15 protein-coding genes are annotated in these 19,593 nt (G+C 61.4%); 12 read left to right on the plus strand and 3 right to left on the minus strand.

The annotated features are described in order from the left end of the window. Positions 1–109 precede the first annotated feature (109 nt). The 3 genes from HU730_RS10190 to HU730_RS10200 form a co-directional block, all read right to left on the minus strand. On the minus strand, positions 110–481 hold the full coding sequence (locus HU730_RS10190) for a translation initiation factor Sui1 (RefSeq protein ID WP_032893757.1): 372 nt from the start codon (positions 479–481) through the stop codon (positions 110–112). A 306-nt stretch (positions 482–787) separates the two neighbouring features. Beyond that, positions 788–1,324 (minus strand): NUDIX hydrolase, encoded by a 537-nt coding sequence (locus HU730_RS10195; protein WP_034126422.1) that lies wholly within the window; start codon positions 1,322–1,324, stop codon positions 788–790. A gap of 2 nt (positions 1,325–1,326) precedes the next feature. Further along, positions 1,327–2,394, minus strand: coding sequence for a DUF2333 family protein (locus HU730_RS10200; RefSeq protein WP_105225602.1), 1,068 nt, complete (start codon positions 2,392–2,394; stop codon positions 1,327–1,329). 298 nt (positions 2,395–2,692) lie between these two features. On the opposite strand from HU730_RS10200, the gene HU730_RS10205 reads away from it, so the two are divergent. From HU730_RS10205 to HU730_RS10260, 12 genes are all read left to right on the plus strand, one after another. Beyond that, positions 2,693–4,363 (plus strand): PleD family two-component system response regulator, encoded by a 1,671-nt coding sequence (locus HU730_RS10205; protein ID WP_034126420.1) that lies wholly within the window; start codon positions 2,693–2,695, stop codon positions 4,361–4,363. A 53-nt stretch (positions 4,364–4,416) separates the two neighbouring features. Continuing rightward, positions 4,417–6,378 carry a methyl-accepting chemotaxis protein gene (locus tag HU730_RS10210; RefSeq protein WP_054918784.1) on the plus strand — a complete coding sequence of 654 codons (1,962 nt, stop codon included), beginning with the start codon at positions 4,417–4,419 and terminating at the stop codon, positions 6,376–6,378. Between the two features lie 304 nt (positions 6,379–6,682). Beyond that, the gene (gene aroQ / locus HU730_RS10215; protein WP_003188192.1) at positions 6,683–7,138 is read left to right on the plus strand and encodes a type II 3-dehydroquinate dehydratase; all 456 of its coding nucleotides are present in this window, start codon (positions 6,683–6,685) and stop codon (positions 7,136–7,138) included. A gap of 24 nt (positions 7,139–7,162) precedes the next feature. Next, entirely contained in the window at positions 7,163–7,627 is a 465-nt protein-coding gene (gene accB / locus HU730_RS10220) for an acetyl-CoA carboxylase biotin carboxyl carrier protein (RefSeq protein ID WP_003188191.1), read from the plus strand. Between the two features lie 17 nt (positions 7,628–7,644). After that, positions 7,645–9,006 carry an acetyl-CoA carboxylase biotin carboxylase subunit gene (accC, locus tag HU730_RS10225; protein WP_003188188.1) on the plus strand — a complete coding sequence of 454 codons (1,362 nt, stop codon included), beginning with the start codon at positions 7,645–7,647 and terminating at the stop codon, positions 9,004–9,006. A 266-nt stretch (positions 9,007–9,272) separates the two neighbouring features. Continuing rightward, positions 9,273–10,151, plus strand: coding sequence for a 50S ribosomal protein L11 methyltransferase (prmA, locus tag HU730_RS10230; protein WP_186527433.1), 879 nt, complete (start codon positions 9,273–9,275; stop codon positions 10,149–10,151). A 30-nt stretch (positions 10,152–10,181) separates the two neighbouring features. Then, positions 10,182–11,429, plus strand: coding sequence for a DUF3426 domain-containing protein (locus HU730_RS10235; RefSeq protein ID WP_034126417.1), 1,248 nt, complete (start codon positions 10,182–10,184; stop codon positions 11,427–11,429). 185 nt (positions 11,430–11,614) lie between these two features. Further along, positions 11,615–12,628 (plus strand): tRNA dihydrouridine synthase DusB, encoded by a 1,014-nt coding sequence (gene dusB / locus HU730_RS10240; protein ID WP_034126416.1) that lies wholly within the window; start codon positions 11,615–11,617, stop codon positions 12,626–12,628. Next, positions 12,625–12,945 carry a DNA-binding transcriptional regulator Fis gene (gene fis / locus HU730_RS10245; RefSeq protein ID WP_002555375.1) on the plus strand — a complete coding sequence of 107 codons (321 nt, stop codon included), beginning with the start codon at positions 12,625–12,627 and terminating at the stop codon, positions 12,943–12,945. Before dusB ends, fis begins: the two co-directional genes overlap by 4 nt. An 82-nt stretch (positions 12,946–13,027) precedes the next feature. Continuing rightward, a complete protein-coding gene (purH, locus tag HU730_RS10250) occupies positions 13,028–14,635 on the plus strand; it encodes a bifunctional phosphoribosylaminoimidazolecarboxamide formyltransferase/IMP cyclohydrolase (protein ID WP_034126415.1) in 1,608 nt (535 codons plus the stop codon). A gap of 129 nt (positions 14,636–14,764) precedes the next feature. Further along, positions 14,765–16,057, plus strand: a complete 1,293-nt coding sequence (gene purD / locus HU730_RS10255; protein WP_014716727.1) for a phosphoribosylamine--glycine ligase — start codon at positions 14,765–14,767, stop codon at positions 16,055–16,057. Positions 16,058–16,173: 116 nt separating this feature from the next. Beyond that, a complete protein-coding gene (locus HU730_RS10260) occupies positions 16,174–18,948 on the plus strand; it encodes a hybrid sensor histidine kinase/response regulator (RefSeq protein ID WP_034126413.1) in 2,775 nt (924 codons plus the stop codon). Positions 18,949–19,593: the final 645 nt, after the last annotated feature.

Raw genomic sequence — 19,593 nt, forward strand, 5'->3', positions numbered from 1 at the left:
CCTCTCGCGGAGGCTGGCGCAGTCTAAAGAATGAAAATGACGATTTGCCTGCAAGGGAAGTAGACCCCACTGGCAGGACAGAGTTTAGCCACAGGTTGGGAAGAGGCTTTCAGCCGCCGGACTTCTTGGCCTTGTACCCGAGCTTGATCAGCTCGGCCAACAGCAACTCGACGTGATCGCCCTGAATCTCGATAACCCCGTCTTTCAACGCGCCACCGGTGCCACAGCGCTTTTTCAGCGAGGTGGCCAATTCCTTCAGGGCGTCTTCAGCCAGGGGCACGCCGGTGATAGTGGTCACCGTCTTGCCGCCACGGCCTTTGCTCTCGCGACGCACGCGGGCAATACCGTCGCCTTCGGGGATCAGGGTCTGTTTGCAGGTGCACGAATCCACGGGCTGACGACAGTCCGGGCAGTGTCGACCTGCGTCGGTGGAAAATACCAGGCCACCAAGGGCGGCGAAGGATGCGGCTTTTTTGGCCACCGGCAATCCTCTTGGGAGGATGAAGACTGATCGGCGCCGCACAAGGCGGTGACCGACCGCGAAGCCCCACTCAGGCAGGGGCAGCGCTACCGAACCGTCAAGGCCACCACCACTGTAGGAGCGAGCTTGCTCGCGAAGATCGTCAACGATAACGCGGGCATTCAGCCAGCACGCGGTGTCTTGGCGTTTTTCGCGAGCAAGCTCGCTCCTACAGGGTGAAACAATAGCGGTTCGGGTGAAAAGGCGCGCAGTGTAACGGCAAAAAGCCAAGTTGCTAAGAGCCAAATGGCGCCAATTTATACAACTTTAGCGACGTGAGGCGAGATACCGCCGCAAGCCCTCTTGGGCGTCCGGGCAATAAGACTTTTGCTCGGCCTCTGCAAGCACCGTTTCAATGGATAGAAAACGCGCTTCCATGACCTCTTCAGGCTGCAAACACAGTGGGCCGTCCCATACAGCAGAGTAGGACGTACACCACAGGCGGCTGTCGCCATCTTCAAAGTAAAAATGATCGTGCTCGACCAACTCCACGCCACTCACGCCCAGCTCTTCCGCCAATTCCCGCTGTGCCGACAGGGCATAGCTTTCTCCCGCCGCCACCATCCCGCCCGCCGCCGTATCCCAGAACCCCGGGTACAGGGCTTTGCTCAGCGTGCGCCGATGCACACACAGCTCGCCTTTGGAATTGAACAGGAAGATAAACGTGCAACGACCGATCAAGCCGCGCTGGCGCAGGTCGGACCTGACCAAGTGACCGAGCAGGTGGTCCTGCTCGTCGACCCAGCAGATCAGTTCAGCGTCGGAGGCCGCTCGGTGTGCGGCCTCCTTTTGAGTAGCGTCCATCATCAACCCTGGTTGAGGAGCTGACGCAAGTCGATCACTGCAGCGTTTGCCCGGGAAATATAGTTGGCCATCACCAGCGAATGGTTCGCCAGTACGCCGAAGCCACTGCCGTTAAGAATCATAGGACTCCATACCGGCTCCTGCGAGGCCTCCAGCTCACGAATGATCTGGCGCACGCTGACCGTGGCGTTTTTCTTGGCCAGTACGTCGGCAAAATCGACTTCGATGGCACGCAGCAGATGGGACAGCGCCCATGCCTGGCCGCGCGCTTCGTAGAACACGTTGTCGATCTGCATCCATGGGGTTTCCACCACTTCTTCATCGACCTGCGGCACTTCACCCGGCGCCAGCGTCTCGGTTTTCAGCGCAGTGTTCAACTTGACCCGGCCCACGCTGGCGGACAGACGCTGGGACAGCGAGCCCAAACGTGTGGCCACATCGCCCAGCCAGTTGTTGAGGTTGTCGGCACGCGCATAAAAAAGCGCGCCGCGCTGGTTCGGGTCAGACAGGCGCGCTTCGTAGCGGCTCAAGGAATTGATGCCTTCCTGGTATTCCGACTCACTGGATGGCAGCACCCAACTCTTGTTGTCGAAGTTGAAGCGCGGCTCGGCCTTGGCCAAGTCAGCGTCTTCAGCCGACTGCGACTGGGAGCGGGCGAAGTCTTTACGCAGGGCACGGGTGAGGTCACGCACCTGCACCAGCACGCCGTATTCCCAGCTCGGCATGTTGTCCATCCACAAGCCTGGCGGGAAACGGTCGTTGGAGATGTAGCCGCCTGGCTTGTTCAGCAAGGTGCCAACCACGGTCTTGAGGGTTTCGACGGTGGTGTAACCCACCACCATCTGCTTGCCTTCCTTCTCGGCGGCAAGCTGGGCATTTTGCTGCACCGGAAACAGCGCCGGCTCTTGGCTCCAGTACCAACCCAGGCCACCGGTGACCAGCAGGTACAAGCCGATGATGCTGAGCAACGCCCGGCTCATCAGCAGGTTGCGAAAATAGCTGCGGTTGGCCGACTTGGGCTCAGGGGCGGGGCCTTTGGCACTGCCTTCGCGGTTTTTCCAGTCCAGCATGGCGATATCCTTTCAATCACTTGAGTTCATGCACGTCAATTGTCCGGGTGCGTTCAGACATTCCGACCACAACCCTACCCCATCGTGCCCATCGGTGCGGGGCTTTTACACGAAAGTGGCGCACCAGCGCGCTTGGACTATAAAGGATGCACGCGATTTACGCTGCGCGACCCACTGGTCAATAACTGAATGGCAGGCACGCAGACTTAATTGACGTATGACACTCATCTATCAGAAAAGAGGTGCTAGCATAGAGCCATCAGTCGACCTCAGCATGCACCCTCACAGTAGTCAGGATATGACCGAGTCAGAAGACCCCAGCCGCGAGCGTCTCAAGCAGCACTTTGCCCAGCGGGTAATTCATCAGGCACGTCAAATTCTTGAGATCTGGCAGCGCCTGCAACGCAGCGAGTGGTCGAACGCCGACTTTTCCGAACTCAGCGAAGCCAACCTGCGCCTGCAACGCTTCGCCGAACGCTTCGAACAGCCCGAACACACACAACTGGCACGGCATATCAGTCAATCCTTGCAGGCTGTGGACGAGAACCGTGGCCGTCTGAGCAGCCAACTGATCACCGAGCTCAACCGCTTGATGCAACGCCTGTCCCGCACCGGCCTGCGCCAGGGCGATCAGCTGGAGCAAACCTTCCTGCCGCCGATGCGCAAGCCGATCTATGTGATGCTGGCCGACCATGACCGCGCCGAACGCCTGGCCAAGCAGTTGGAGTTCTTCGGCATGGGCGCCCACGCCCTGGACAGCGTCGCCGCCTTTCGCGCGTCCATGGCCGAGCGTTTGCCGTCAGCGATCGTGATGGACGTGGACTTCTGCGGCACGGGCCTGGGCCTGAAGCTCGCGGCAGAGGCCCAGGAGGGCCTGGAGCAAAAGCTGCCGCTGTTGTTTTTCAGCCTGCACGAAACCGACACCCCGACACGCCTGGCCGCCGTACGCGCCGGCGGCGAAGAGTTCCTGACCGGCACCCTAGAGGCCTCAAGCCTGCTGGAAAAGATCGAAGTGCTAACCTGCGCGGCCCAGTACGAACCGTACAAAGTGCTGATCATCGACGACTCGCGGGCCCAGGCGCTGCACACCGAACGCCTGCTCAACAGTGCCGGCATTGTCACCCGCACATTGACCGAACCGATCCAGGCCATGGCCGAGCTGGCGGATTTCCAGCCCGACCTGATCATCCTCGACATGTACATGCCTGCCTGTACCGGCACCGAACTGGCCAAGGTGATTCGCCACAACGACCGCTACGTCAGTGTGCCGATCATTTACCTGTCGGCCGAGGACGACCTGGATAAACAGCTGGATGCGATGAGCGAGGGCGGTGACGATTTCCTCACCAAACCGATCAAGCCGCGTCACCTGATCACCACTGTGCGCAACCGTGCGTCACGTGCGCGCAACTTGAAGGCACGGATGGTGCGCGACAGCCTGACCGGGCTGTACAACCACACGCATATCCTGCAACTGCTCGAAGATTGCAGCTTCCGCGCACGCCGCGAGAACAAGCCGTTGAGCTTTGCCATGCTCGATATCGACCACTTCAAGCGCGTCAATGACAGCCACGGCCACCCCATGGGCGACCGGGTGATCAAGAGCCTGGCACTGTTTCTGAAGCAGCGTTTGCGCAAGACCGATTACATCGGCCGCTACGGCGGTGAAGAGTTCGCCATCGTGATGCCCGACACCGACCTGGAATCGGCCTGCAAAGTGCTGGACGACATTCGTCGGCGCTTTGCAGAAATCCACTACCCCGCCCAACCGCAGGATTTGTGGTGCACCTTCAGCGCCGGCCTGGTGGAGCTGTGCGACGGTTCCGACAGCTTGATGATGGCCGCCCAGGCTGACGAAGCGCTGTACCGCGCCAAGGACGCCGGACGTAATCGCGTGCAAGCCGCTCGCACATCAAAGCAAAGTGCCATCTTTTCACCAGAATCCACCGATTCGGTCATAACGCTGTAATACAAACGCAATAAATTCAGGCGCTTATCTCTTGCCGTCGGTTGAAACCCCGCATGCGCCTGAAGCTGCTGACCAATCTCAATACCCTTCTGCTGGTGGCTGTGTGCCTGGCCCTCGGGGCGACACTGTGGTGGTCGCAACGGGCGCTGGAGCGTCCGTACTTGTTGATGGAGCGCTACCTCGGGTTGTCCCAGGTCTTTCAAAACCAGGCTGCCCGTAACATCGAGGACTACTTAGCCAGCGGCGATGCCCTGCGCCTGAGCAGTGCAACCCAGAGCCTGGAAAGCCTGCAGCTTCAGCTGGGCGAACTGCCGCCCGACTTGGCGCAAAACCTGCGCCCCAGCCTCATGGACCTGGAGACTTTCAGCAAGACCGACCTGTTGGCCGCCGGTAAATTGGCTGGCGACCCGCAAGCCCTGTTGCTGCAAGCCGAGCGTGAACTGGGCGCGAACCTGGAACAATTGAGCCAGTACGCCAGCGGTGTCAATTCCGCGGAGGCAGCGCATTATATGTCGCCATTGCTCGCAGCCTCACAGCACCTGGGCAAACTGTCCCTGGCCCGCGACAAGCTAGTCAGCAGCGGGCGCGCCGAGTTGGCCGCGGATGTCGAGCGGGAAGTGACCAACCTGCGCACTCAGGCCGACCTGCTTGCGCAGCTGCCCTTATTGGGAATAAAGGCCAGCGCTGAATCCCACACCGATGATTTTTCCGCGTTGATGGGCCTGGAAAATACCGAAAAAACCGAAGCCCAGGACACCGGCGTCGACCTCAAACGCGAACTCAACAGCCTGTTGACCCGCTACCCCGCCGAACTCCAACGCACCCGTGAACAGATCCAGCAACGCGCCGATCTCGCCGCCAGCACCCACCTTAAAATCACCAACGTACAACAGGCCATCGCCGGCCTGGAACCCGTGGTGCGCGCGCAACACGCGAAGATTCAGGGTGAAGTGCGTGTGATGCAGGGGGTGATGATTGGTCTGATCCTGCTGATCGCATTGCTGATCGATACCCTGCAACGCCGCCTGGCGCGCGTGCTGACCAACCTGGCACCCGCCTTGTCGACCTGGGCCGAAGGCGACTTCAGCCAACCGATTGCCCTGGGCAAGACCAACCGTGAACTGCACGATATCGAGGCCTCCCTTAACCGCCTGCGCGCCTACCTGGTGGATCTGGTCGGCACCATCCGTGGCAATGCCGAAGAAGTGGCAGGCAGCAGCCGCGCCCTGGCCGAACTGAGCAGCGGCCTGCACGACGGAGCCGAGCGCCAGGCCGGCGACACCGCGCAAATCCGTGATTCCCTGGGCGAGCTGGAAGCCACCATCCAGCAAGTCGCCGGGGATGCCAGCCAGGCCGCCGGGGCCAGTCGCAGTGCAGGCCAAGCCGTGGAGCAAGGCCAGCGCGTTATCGGCCTGAGCCTCACCGGGCTGCATGCGCTGGTAGGCGAAGTGCAGCAAAACGCGCAGATGATCGAGAAACTTGCCGAAGAGTCCGCCACCATCGGCGGCGTGCTCACGGTGATTCGCTCGATTGCCGACCAGACCAACCTGCTGGCGCTCAACGCCGCTATCGAAGCCGCCCGCGCCGGTGAAGCCGGACGTGGTTTCGCCGTGGTAGCCGACGAAGTGCGCTCCCTGGCCCAGCGTACTGCCGGCGCCACCGCCGAAATCCAGGGCCTGATCGCCGGCCTGCAAAGCGCCGCGCACCAGTCGGTAGAAGGCATGCGCGCCCAGGTCGAACACGCCGAAGCCACCGCCCAGCAGGCCCAGGCGGCGGATGGCGCGCTGGATGAAATCGTCGGGGCGATCCAGACCATCTCGGATACCGCCGTACGCATTGCCGATGTGACCGCGCAGCAGAGTGGCGCCGTGAGCGAGATACGCGACAACAGTGAGCGGATTCATCAATTGGGTGAGGATAATTTGCTGCGTATTGGCCAGGGCCGTAGCCAGGGCGAGCACCTGCTGGTACTGGGTGGGCAACTGACTACCGCCGTGCAAGCCTTCCGCGTCTAACCCGATCCGGCCCTCTATGAAGACCGCAATGTGGCTGATCGTTCCCACGCTCCGCGTGGGAATGTCGCCCCAGACGCTCCGCGTCCCGCTTTAAAGCCGTGACGCAGAGCGTCACTGGATGCGTGCCCACGAGGAGCGTGGGTGCGATCAGCTCCCACACTGACCAAATGCCGTCTCCCAGTCACAAATTTTGCGCAATCCTCGCTAATCGTGCCGGCTACTGCATAGAACTGGACAGTCACAAAGGCTTTGCGGCATAGTCGCCGGGTTCTGACGCACCCACACCAATAACAAGGAACAGCCAATGGCGACCTTACTGGTTCTTCACGGACCCAACCTGAACCTGCTTGGCACCCGCGAACCGGGCGTCTACGGGGCAGTGACCCTGGACCAGATCAACCTCGACCTGGAAAAGCGGGCCCGTGAAGCCGGCCACCATTTGCTCTACCTGCAAAGCAATGCCGAGTATGAATTGATTGATCGCATCCATGCCGCGCGCGGCGAAGGCGTGGACTTTATTCTGATCAATCCCGCCGCTTTTACGCACACAAGCGTTGCATTACGTGACGCGCTGCTGGCGGTGAGCATCCCATTCATCGAAGTGCATTTATCGAACGTGCACAAACGCGAAGCTTTCCGCCATCACTCTTACTTCTCCGACGTAGCGGTAGGAGTGATCTGCGGCCTTGGCGCCAGCGGTTACCGACTGGCCCTGGAGGCCGCCCTGGAACACATTGAAGAACAGGCTAAACGCCCCTGACCGACCCTTGGGAGTTGATGATTCATGGATATCCGTAAAGTTAAGAAACTGATCGAACTGCTGGAAGAATCCGGTATCGACGAGCTGGAAATCAAGGAAGGCGAAGAGTCCGTACGGATCAGCCGTCACAGCAAGACCCCGGCCCAACAGTTCTACGCGCCACAGATGCAAGCACCGGCTCCAGCCGCTGCAGCTCCGGCTGCCGCACCTGCCGCCGCCGCTGCACCTGCCGCCCCAGCCGCTCCTGCGCTGAACGGCTTCGTGGTCAAGTCGCCAATGGTCGGTACTTTCTACCGCACCCCGGCACCGACCTCGCCAGCCTTCGTTGAAGTGGGCAAGACCGTGAAAGTGGGCGACACCATCTGCATCGTTGAAGCGATGAAGATGATGAACCACATCACCGCGGAAAAAGCCGGCGTCATTGAATCCATCCTGGTAGAAAACGGTCAGCCGGTTGAGTACGACCAGCCGCTGTTCACCATCGTTTGAACCGCGGAGCGCCTTCGATGTTGAAACCTGCGAAGAAACTGCAAAAAGTCCTGATCGCCAACCGCGGCGAGATCGCGCTGCGTATCCTGCGCGCCTGTAAGGAAGAGGGCATCAAGACCGTCGCTGTTTACTCGACGGCCGATACCGAATTGATGCACGTGAAACTGGCGGACGAAAGCATCTGCATCGGCCCGCCACTGGCCACGAACTCGTACCTGAAAGTCTCGAATATCATCGCCGCGGCAGAAGTGACCGGCGCCGATGGCATCCACCCGGGCTACGGCTTCCTCGCGGAAAACGCCGACTTCGCCGAACAAGTGGAAAAATCCGGGTTTGCCTTCATCGGCCCGAAAGCCGAAACCATTCGCCTGATGGGCGACAAGGTCTCGGCCAAGGACGCCATGATCGCGGCCGGCGTGCCAACCGTTCCAGGCTCCGATGGCCCACTGCCTGAAGACGAGGAAACCGCTCTGCGCATTGGTCGCGAAGTCGGCTACCCGGTGATCATCAAGGCCGCCGGTGGCGGTGGTGGTCGCGGCATGCGCGTGGTGCACAAGGAAGAAGACCTGATCGAAGCCGCCAAGCAGACCCGCTCCGAAGCGGGCGCCTGGTTCGGCAACCCGATGGTCTACCTGGAGAAGTACCTGACCAACCCACGTCACGTGGAAGTCCAGGTACTGTCCGACGGACAGGGCCACGCCATCCACCTGGGTGATCGCGATTGCTCGCTGCAACGTCGCCACCAGAAGGTACTGGAAGAAGCCCCGGCACCGGGCCTGGACGAGAAAGCCCGCCAGGAAGTACTGGCGCGTTGCGTCAAGGCGTGCATCGACATCAACTACCGTGGCGCCGGTACCTTCGAGTTCCTCTACGAAAACGGCCGCTTCTACTTCATCGAGATGAACACTCGTGTGCAGGTAGAGCACCCGGTATCGGAGATGGTCACCGGTATCGACATCGTCAAGGAAATGCTGAGCATCGCAGCCGGTAACGTGCTGTCCTTCACCCAGGACGACGTGAAGATGCACGGCCACTCCCTGGAGTGCCGCATCAACGCCGAAGACCCGAAAACCTTTATCCCAAGCCCTGGCCTGGTCAAGCATTTCCACGCGCCCGGCGGCAACGGCGTACGTGTGGATTCGCACCTGTACAGCGGCTACAAGGTTCCGTCCAACTACGACTCGCTGATCGGCAAGCTGATCACCTGGGGTGCCACTCGCGACGAGGCCATGGCCCGTATGCGCAACGCCCTGGACGAAATCGTGGTCGACGGCATCAAGACCAACATCCCGCTGCATCGGGATCTGGTTCGTGATGAAGGCTTCTGCGAAGGTGGTGTGAACATTCACTACCTGGAACACAAGCTGGCCAACCAGTAAGTGCTCCACCCAACAAAGCCGCCTTCGGGCGGTTTTGTTGTTTATGGGCCACCGACCCCTGATCGTTCCCACTCTCGGCGTGGGAACGCCTCTTGTGGCGCTCCGCGCCACGCCTTAACAACGGACGCGGAGCGTCCGAGGCGGCATTCCCACGCCGAGCGTGGGAACGATCGTCGGCGCAGTCGTCTTCTGGCTTGCTCTCGCGTAAACTTGCGCGCTTTCGCGGCCTGCCCGCCGCACATTCATTTTTTTCAAAGGTGCCCGCCATGCCTTGGCTGCAAGTCCGTCTCGCCATCAGCCCAGAACAAGCCGAAACCTACGAAGACGCGTTCCTCGAAGTGGGTGCCGTGTCGGTGACCTTCATGGACGCCGAAGACCAGCCGATCTTCGAGCCGGAACTCAATACCACGCCGCTGTGGTCCCACACCCACTTGCTGGCCCTGTTCGAAGACGGCACCGACGCCGCTGCCGTGCTGGCCCATATGGAACTGCTCACCGGCAGCCCGCTGCCCGAGCATCACAGCGAAGTCATCGAAGACCAGGACTGGGAACGCAGCTGGATGGATAACTTCCAGCCCATGCGTTTCGGCCAGCGCCTGTGGATCGTGCCAAGCTGGCACGCCGCGCCCGAGCCAGACGCCGTCAACCTGCTGCTGGACCCGGGCCTTGCGTTCGGTACCGGCACGCACCCGACCACCGCCCTGTGCCTGGAATGGCTGGACGGCCAGGACCTGACCGACAGCAACGTACTGGACTTTGGTTGCGGCTCGGGGATCCTGGCCATCGCCGCCCTGCTGTTGGGCGCCAAGGAGGCCGTGGGCACCGATATCGACGTGCAGGCCCTGGAAGCCTCCCGCGATAACGCCGGGCGCAACAACATTGCCGAAGGCAAATTCCCACTCTACCTGCCTGAGGACCTGCCCCAGGTTCAGGCCGATGTGCTGGTGGCCAATATCCTCGCCGGGCCACTGGTGTCGCTGGCGCCGCAACTGTCGAGCCTGGTCAAGCCGGGCGGGCGCCTGGCGCTGTCGGGCATCCTCGCCGAGCAAGGTGAAGACGTGGCTGCGGCCTACGCCAAAGACTTCGAGCTGGACCCGATCGCCAACTGTGATGGCTGGGTACGCATCAGCGGTCGTCGGCGCTAGAATGAGCGCTTGCCTGAATCGGATGGCCGCATGACCGACAGTTTCGTCACCCAGTGCCCACATTGCCAATCGCGCTTTCGCGTCAACCACGCTCAATTGAGCGTGGCCCGCGGCGTGGTGCGTTGCGGCTCGTGCCTGCAAGTGTTCAACGCCGCTCGCCAGTTGCTGGAGCAACGTGCCCAGGCGTCTGCGCCGGAACCTGAAGCGCCGACAACCCCCGAACCGATTGGCGAAGCACCTCCCGAGCCACCACGGGCCATCAGCCAGAAACAGTGGACGGCCGAAGAGCTGGACCTGGATAACCTGGACAAGGAACTGGCCAAGCTGGAACGTCGCGAGATCCAACATACCCAGGCCTTGGGTGCGGAACGTCGCCAGCCAGGTGCCGACCGCCGGCAAAAGGAAGAGTCCTTCAGCGCCAGCCGCGATACGGTCAAGGCCGAGGAAGAAAAGTGGGCGGCCAGCCTGTTCAGTGAGCCACCCCAAGAGCGCGCCCAGGCACCAGAAGAAGAGCCCGAGCCGGTTAAGGCACCTGCGTCCAAACAGCGCACCGAACCGTCCATGTCGGCCCACGTCGACGAACTCGATGACGAACCAGCTCTGCACGCCACTACCGTGGATGACGACCTCGACCCGCCGCTGACACCCACCCGCGACGAGCACGATGAGCCTGAACCCGAAGACCGCGCACAGCCGCGCCGCAAGCGCGCGCGAACGGAGGCTGGTGTACACGACGAGTTACTCCAGGACCTGGAAGACGACCCCCTGCACCTGTATGCGCAGAAGCGTCCGTCAAGCTGGGGTCGCCGTCTGGTCTGGATATTGTTGGTGGTACTCGCCGCTGCCGGTCTGGCCGGCCAGTACATCGCCTACCAATTCGACGACCTGGCCCGCCAGGACGCCTACCGTCCCTGGTTCCAGGCGCTATGCCCGAAACTGGGGTGCACCGTGCCATCGCGGGTCGACATTACTCACATAAAGAGCAGCAATCTGGTGGTGCGCAGCCACCCCGAATTCGCCGGGGCGCTGGTGGTCGATGCCATCATCTATAACCGTGCGACCTTCTCCCAGCCCTTCCCGCTGCTGGAGTTGCGCTTTGCGGACTTGAACGGCAGCCTGATTGCCAGTCGTCGCTTCAAGCCCGCCGAATACCTCAGCGGCGAGTTGGCTGGCGTCAGCGAAATGCCCTCGCAGACGCCTATCCACATCTCCCTGGACATTCTTGATCCGGGCAATAGAGCCGTGAACTACAGCCTGAGCTTCCACTCGCCCGAGTAAAACGGCGTGCCCACCGAGGTTTGACGGCGGATTATTGACTTGACCGCCGTCAACCAAACCGATGGCGATAAAAAAGTAACTGTTCAGATTTTATCCAATTCAGCCTTTAACCAGTCATCGAGAGCGGGTATCATGCCAACCCTTTTTCGAACTCTAATGATCCGGCCCCACAACAGGGAAGTCCTATGTCGGCGGTACGCATCGGCCCATACACATTGCAAAACGGCTTGATCCTCGCCCCGATGGCGGGTGTCACCGACCAGCCCTTTCGTCAGCTGTGCAAGCGTTTGGGCGCGGGTCTAGTAGTCTCTGAAATGGTTACCAGCGACATGAGTCTGTGGAACACCCGCAAGTCGCGGATGCGCATGATCCACGAAGGTGATCCCGAGCCACGCTCGGTGCAGATCGCCGGGGGCGATGCGCAGATGCTGGCGGATGCAGCCCGGGCCAATGTGGAGCTGGGTGCACAGATCATCGACATCAACATGGGCTGCCCGGCCAAGAAGGTTTGCAACAAGGCCGCCGGTTCCGCACTGTTGAAAGATGAGCAGTTGGTCGCCGAGATCCTGCAGGCCGTTGTTGGTGCAGTGGATGTGCCGGTGACCCTGAAGATTCGTACCGGTTGGGACCGGGACAACAAGAATGGCCTGACGGTGGCGAAGATCGCTGAACAGGCAGGCATTACAGCGCTGGCGGTGCATGGCCGTACCCGCGCCGACCTTTATACCGGTGAAGCCGAGTACGACACCATTGCCGCGATCAAGCAGGCCGTGTCGATGCCCGTCTTTGCCAATGGCGACATCGACAGTGCCGAGAAAGCCCGGCGCGTGCTGCACGCGACCGGTGCCGATGGCTTGTTGATTGGCCGGGCCGCCCAGGGGCGGCCGTGGATTTTTCGTGAAATCGAGCATTTCCTGCGTACCGGTGAAGTCTTGCCGGCACCAGAGTTGGTCGAGGTGGAACGTATTCTGCTAGAGCATCTGGCCGCCCTGCACGCCTTTTATGGGGACGTGATGGGAGTACGCATTGCTCGCAAGCATGTCGGCTGGTATCTCGCCACCTTGCCGGGCGCCAAGGAATTCCGCGCTCAGTTCAATCGTTTGGATGAAACGCAGGCACAGGTCGCCACCGTTCGTGAGTTCTTCGCCGGACGCGACAAGAGCCTGGGAACAGGGGATGGAGAAGGGGTGGCCGCATGACGATGATGACCGAGACTTTAGTGAGTGGAACAACACCCGTGAGCGACAATGTCAATTTGAAACAGCACCTCAACACGCCGAGCGAAGAAGGCCAGACCCTTCGCGGGAGTGTCGAGAAGGCGCTGCACAATTATTTCGCCCACCTTGAGGGCGCTTCCGTCACGGATGTGTACAACCTGGTGCTCTCCGAAGTCGAGGCGCCCTTGCTCGAAAGCGTGATGAACTACGTCAAGGGCAACCAGACCAAAGCCAGTGAGCTGCTGGGCCTCAACCGTGGCACCTTGCGCAAAAAGCTCAAGCAGTACGATTTGCTGTAAGCATTCAATCAAACCAGAAAGGCGCCCGCGTAAAACCGGTCGCCTTTTTTGCTGACTTCCTTTGCTTTTGATGGAAATTGAGATGACCGACCAGACCACCCGCCTGCCGATCCGCCGTGCCTTGATCAGTGTTTCCGACAAGACCGGGATCCTCGAATTTGCCCGGGAGCTGGAAGCCCTGGGTGTGGAAATCCTCTCCACGGGCGGGACCTTCAAACTGCTGCAGGACAACGGCGTGGCCGCAGTAGAAGTCGCGGACTACACCGGTTTCGCAGAAATGATGGACGGTCGCGTCAAGACCCTGCACCCGAAAATTCACGGCGGCATCCTCGGCCGTCGCGGCATTGACGACGCCATCATGACCGAGCACGGCATCAAGCCGATCGACCTGGTGGCCGTTAACCTCTACCCGTTCGAAGCCACCATCAACAAGCCAGGCTGCGACCTGCCGACCGCCATCGAAAACATCGATATCGGCGGCCCGACCATGGTGCGCTCGGCGGCCAAGAACCATAAGGACGTGGCCATCGTGGTCAATGCCAGCGACTACGCCAACGTCCTGGAAAACCTCAAGGCCGGCGGCCTGACCTACGCCCAGCGCTTCGACCTGATGCTCAAGGCGTTCGAACACACCGCCGCCTATGACGGCATGATCGCCAACTACATGGGCACCGTGAACCAAGCGGCTGACACCCTGAGCACAGAAGGTCGCAGCCAGTTCCCGCGCACCTTCAACAGCCAGTTCATCAAGGCCCAGGAAATGCGCTACGGTGAGAACCCGCACCAGAGTGCGGCGTTCTACGTGGAAGCCAAGCCGGCCGAAGTGGGCATCGCCACCGCTACTCAACTGCAAGGCAAAGAACTCTCCTACAACAACGTGGCCGACACTGACGCCGCGCTGGAATGCGTAAAGAGCTTCGTCAAGCCGGCCTGCGTGATCGTCAAGCACGCCAACCCGTGCGGCGTGGCCGTCAGCCCGGACGCTGAAGGCGGTATCCGCCAGGCGTACGAACTGGCCTACGCCACCGACACCGAATCCGCATTCGGCGGCATCATTGCCTTCAACCGCGAACTGGATGCCGAGACCGCCAAGGCCATCGTCGAGCGTCAGTTCGTCGAAGTGATCATCGCCCCAAGCGTCAGCGAAGAAGCCCGCGCCATCGTCGCCGCCAAAGCCAACGTGCGCCTGCTGGCCTGTGGCGAGTGGTCGGCAGACCGCGCCGCGGCCTGGGACTACAAGCGCGTCAATGGCGGCCTGCTGGTACAAAGCCGCGACATCGGCATGATCGGCAGCGATGACCTGAAAGTCGTGACCAAGCGCGCGCCGACCGAGCAAGAGATCAACGACCTGATCTTCGCCTGGAAAGTGGCCAAATACGTCAAGTCCAACGCCATCGTCTACGCCAAGAACCGCCAGACCATCGGTGTCGGCGCTGGCCAGATGAGCCGCGTGAACTCGGCACGTATCGCCGCGATCAAGGCTGAACATGCCGGTTTGCAGGTGGTGGGCTCGGTGATGGCTTCCGATGCGTTCTTCCCGTTCCGTGACGGCCTGGACAACGCCGCGAAAGCTGGCGTGACCGCCGTGATCCAACCGGGCGGTTCGATGCGTGATGCAGAAGTCATCGCCGCCGCTGATGAAGCTGGCATTGCGATGGTCTTCACCGGCATGCGCCACTTCCGCCACTGATTGATCGTTCCCACGCTCCGCGTGGGAATGCAGTCCGGGACGCTCTGCGTTCCAAAGCGTGACGCAGAGCGTCACAAGTAGCATTACCACGCAGAGCGTGGGAACGATCAAGTTAACGAGGTTTTTGAAATGAATGTTTTGATCATTGGCAGCGGTGGCCGTGAACACGCCCTGGCCTGGAAAGTAGCCCAGGACCCACGCGTGCAGAAAGTCTTCGTTGCTCCCGGCAACGCCGGCACCGCCATCGAAGCCAAGTGTGAAAACGTCGCCATCGACGTGCTGGCCCTGGAGCAGTTGGCAGATTTTGCCGAGAAGAATGTTTCCCTGACCATCGTCGGCCCGGAAGTGCCACTGGTAGCAGGCGTCGTCGATCTGTTCCGCAGCCGTGGCCTGGATTGCTTTGGCCCTACCGCTGGCGCCGCCCAGCTGGAAGGCTCGAAAGCCTTTACCAAGGACTTCCTGGCTCGCCACAAGATCCCGACGGCCGACTACCAGAACTTCACCGAGATCGAACCGGCCCTGGCTTACCTGCGTGAGAAAGGCGCACCGATCGTGATCAAGGCCGATGGCCTGGCTGCCGGCAAAGGCGTGATCGTCGCCATGACCCTGCAGGAAGCCGAAGACGCCGTGCGCGACATGCTCGCCGGCAATGCCTTTGGTGACGCCGGTTCACGCGTAGTCATCGAGGAGTTCCTCGACGGCGAGGAAGCCAGCTTTATCGTGATGGTCGACGGCAAGAACGTATTGCCGATGGCCACCAGCCAGGACCACAAGCGCGTCGGCAACGGCGACAGCGGCCCGAACACCGGCGGCATGGGTGCCTACTCCCCGGCGCCTGTTGTCACCGCCGACGTCCACCAGCGCGTCATGGACCTGGTGATCTGGCCAACCGTGCGCGGCATGGCGGATGAAGGCAACGTGTACACCGGTTTCCTCTATGCCGGCCTGATGATCGACAAAGCCGGTAACCCCAAAGTCATCGAGTTCAACTGCCGCTTCGGCGATCCGGAAACCCAACCGGTGATGCTGCGCCTGCAATCGAGCCTGGTGCTGCTGGTGGAAGCCGCCCTCGCCCAGGCCCTGGACAAGGTCGAAGCGCAGTGGGACCCACGACCTAGCGTTGGGATTGTGCTGGCGGCCGGTGGCTACCCCGCCGACTACGCCAAGGGCGATGTGATCGAAGGCCTCGACGCCGCCGCTGCGCTGGAAGGCAAGGTGTTCCATGCAGGCACCGCGCTCAAGGACGGCAAAGTTGTAACCGCCGGTGGCCGCGTGTTGTGCGCCACCGCGATGGGTGCCAGTGTCGATGCCGCGCAACAACAGGCATACAAACTGGCGGCGAAAATCGACTGGAAGGGCTGCTTCTACCGCACCGACATTGGCTACCGTGCCATTGCCCGCGAACGCGGTGAGAACAACTGAGCAGCTACACTTGCAGTAGCTATCCGTTCGGTTAGGTAAGGGCCTTTGGCCCTTGCCGTACCCTGTTGCCCCGCGCATAGTTAACCCGTGCATCCACCTACCGAAGGGATTTCGCCGTGCGCTGGCTCAGGATCGCCATAGGTTTCACAATCAGTCTGCTGACCCTGCTCTGCTTGCTACCGGCCCAGGCCGCTGCGCAAGGCAGTGGCTGGGCAGTATTGCTTGATGAACAGGCCGACCTGCAACTGAGCGATATCCGTTCCGCCCGCTATACCAATCAATTCAGCCCCATCGAACTGGACCGGATCACCGCCGCGCAGCCAGACGGTGCGTTGTGGGTGCGTTTCAGGTTGCAGCCCGGCAAGCACGAACAAGTGCTGCGGGTGTTCGCCCCGGACCTCTCCAGCCTGAGCCTCTATGTGCTGGACGGCGACACCCTGGTGGAGCAACAAACCACCGGCACACGCCAACCCCAGGCTGAGCGCTCGTTGCCCAGCAGTGACTTCATGCTGCCGATGCCTCAGAGCCAACGGCCACTGGAGGTATACCTGCGCCTGGTCTCGGAACACGAGCTGCGCCCTTACATCACCCTGGAACCAGCGGTGCTGGCCGCCGCCAACCAGAACCAGACGCTGATCTACGGCCTGCTGTTCGGCGTGCTGTCGATGCTGATCCTGCACAACCTCACGCGCTTCGCCTACCACCGCTCGCGCAGCAGCCTGTGGCTGGCCGCGTGCGAGTTCCTGTTGATGCTCAGCCTGGCGCTGTTGCTCAACCTGGTGGGGCCATGGCTGCCGAACTGGCACGCAATCCAGACCCCCGGTGCCTACCTGGCCCTGCTGCTGACCGCACCCTGCGGGCTGATGTTCGCCTACCGCTTCTTCATGCCCCTGGGCCCGCACCCGCTGAACAAAGTGTTGATGGCCGACATCCTGCTGATCATCCTGTGCGGCCTGCTCCTGTTGTTCGTCAACACCTTGCCGCTGAACATCATCACCTATGCCCTGGTCGCGCTGGCGGGCCTGAGCATGCTGTTTGTCTCGGCCTATCACTGGCAAAAAGGCTACCGCCCGGCGCGCTTGTTCGTGGCGGCCATGGTGGTATTCAACATCGGCACGCTGATCATTCTGCCCGCACTGCTCGGCCTTACCCTGGTGGCGCCACAGGGGCTGATCGTCACCCTGTTGAGCTTTATCTGCCTCAGTGGCCTGCTGATGAGCCTGGCCCTCGGCGAGCGCCAGCGCGCCATTGTCGAAACCCGTTTCAGCCTGAGCCGCGACCTGGCGGCCAGCAATGCCGAAATCGCCGCCAAAGCCGAGTTCCTGGCGAAGATCAGCCACGAAATCCGCACGCCCATGAACGGTGTGCTGGGCATGACCGAGTTGCTGCTGGGCACGCCGTTGTCGGTGAAGCAACGCGACTATGTGCAGACCATCCACAGCGCCGGTAATGAGTTGCTCACCCTGATCAACGAGATTCTCGACATTTCCAAGCTCGAATCCGGGCAGATCGAACTCGATGATGTGCAGTTCGATCTCAATGCATTGATCGACGACTGCCTGAGCATCTTCCGCGCCAAGGCCGAGCAACAGAATGTCGAGCTGATCAGCTTTATCCAACCCCAGGTACCACGAGTGATCAGCGGTGACCCGACGCGACTGCGCCAGGCTTTACTGAGCCTTCTGGAAAACGCCCTGCACAAAACCGATGAAGGCGAAGTGCTGATCGTTGTCGCCCTGGATGAGCGCAGCACCAAGCCACGCCTGCGCATTGCCGTGCAAGACAGCGGCGTGCCCATGGAAGCTGCCGAACGCGACGCCCTGCTGCACAGCGAACTGCACAGCAAGAACTTCCTTTCGGCGACGCGCTTGAGCGGCCACTTGGGCTTGGTCATCGCACGCCAGCTGATCTTGTTGATGAACGGCGAGTTCGGCGTCAAGAGTGGGAGCCACCAGGGCAGTACCCTGTGGCTGACCCTGCCGCTGGACCCGGAACGCCTGGAACACCCGACCAGCGACCTCGACGGCCCGCTCAAGGACGCCCGCGTGCTGGTGGTGGACGACAACGACACCTGCCGCAAAGTCCTGGTGCAACAATGCACGGCCTGGGGCCTGAACGTCAGCGCCGTGCCTTCGGGCAAGGAGGCCCTGGCGCTGCTGCGCACCAAGGCGCACCTGCGTGATTATTTCGACGTGGTACTGCTGGACCAGAACATGCCCGGCATGACCGGCATGCAACTGGCGGCGAAAATCAAGGAAGACCCGAGCCTGAACCACGACATCCTGCTGATCATGCTCACCGGAATCAGTAACGCACCGAGCAAGATCATTGCGCGCAACTGCGGGATCAAGCGCATCCTCGCCAAACCGGTGGCTGGCTACACCCTCAAGACCACCCTGGCCGATGAACTGGCCCAGCGCAGCAAAGGCGCCCCCGTGGCACGCCCGGCCCCCAGCGCACCGGCAGCCATGACCGTGCCCAGCGATTTCCGCATCCTGGTAGCCGAAGACAACAGCATTTCCACCAAAGTGATTCGTGGCATGCTCGGCAAGCTCAATCTCGACCCGGACACCGCCAGCAACGGCGAAGAAGCGCTGCAAGCGATGAAAGCCCAGCGCTATGACCTGGTATTGATGGACTGCGAAATGCCGATTCTCGATGGCTTCTCCGCCACACAGCAACTGCGGGCATGGGAAGTCAGCCACCAACGCGTGCGCACGCCAGTGGTGGCGCTCACCGCGCATATCCTGTCGGAACACAAAGAACGCGCACGCCAGGCAGGCATGGACGGGCATATGGCCAAGCCGGTGGAACTGTCGCAGCTGCGCGAGCTGGTGGACTACTGGGTGGCGCAGCGCCAACAGCGCCCTGAGCACAGCACCCTTTCCTGATGATCGTTCCCACGCTCCGCGTGGGAATGCCGCCCGGGACGCTCCGCGTCCTGCTTGAACGCGACGCAGAGCGTCACTGGATGCATTCCCACGCAGAGCGTGGGAACGATCACACCCACCACTATCGCAGGCAAGCCAGCTCTCACATTTGATCTGTGTCGGATAGACTCCTCCACACTTTCCCCGCCCGCGAGCCGCCCCCATGCTCCATGTGTTATTCAGCGTTCTGATGATCGTTCCCACGCTCCGCGTGGGAACGCTGCCCGGGACGCTCCGCGTCCTGCTTGAACGCGACGCAGAGCGTCACTGAATGCATTCCCACGCAGAGCGTGGGAATGATCAGCCAGCCTTGATGGCTTCACCGCCACGCAGCAACTGCGGGCATGGGAAGTCAGGCAGGCATGGACGGGCGTATAGCCAAGCCGGTGGACTGTCGCAGATGCGCGAGCTGGTGGACTACTGGGTGGCGCAGCGCCAACAGCGCCCTGAGCACAGCCCCCTTTCCTGATGATCGTTCCCACGCTCCGCGTGGGAATGCCGCCCGGGACGCTCCGCGTCCTGCTTGAACGCGACGCAGAGCGTCACTGGATGTATTCCCACGCAGAGCGTGGGAACGATCACACCCACCGCTATCGCAGGCAAGCC

This window comes from Pseudomonas sp. SWRI22, from assembly GCF_014268395.2.
GTDB lineage: Bacteria > Pseudomonadota > Gammaproteobacteria > Pseudomonadales > Pseudomonadaceae > Aquipseudomonas > Aquipseudomonas paracarnis.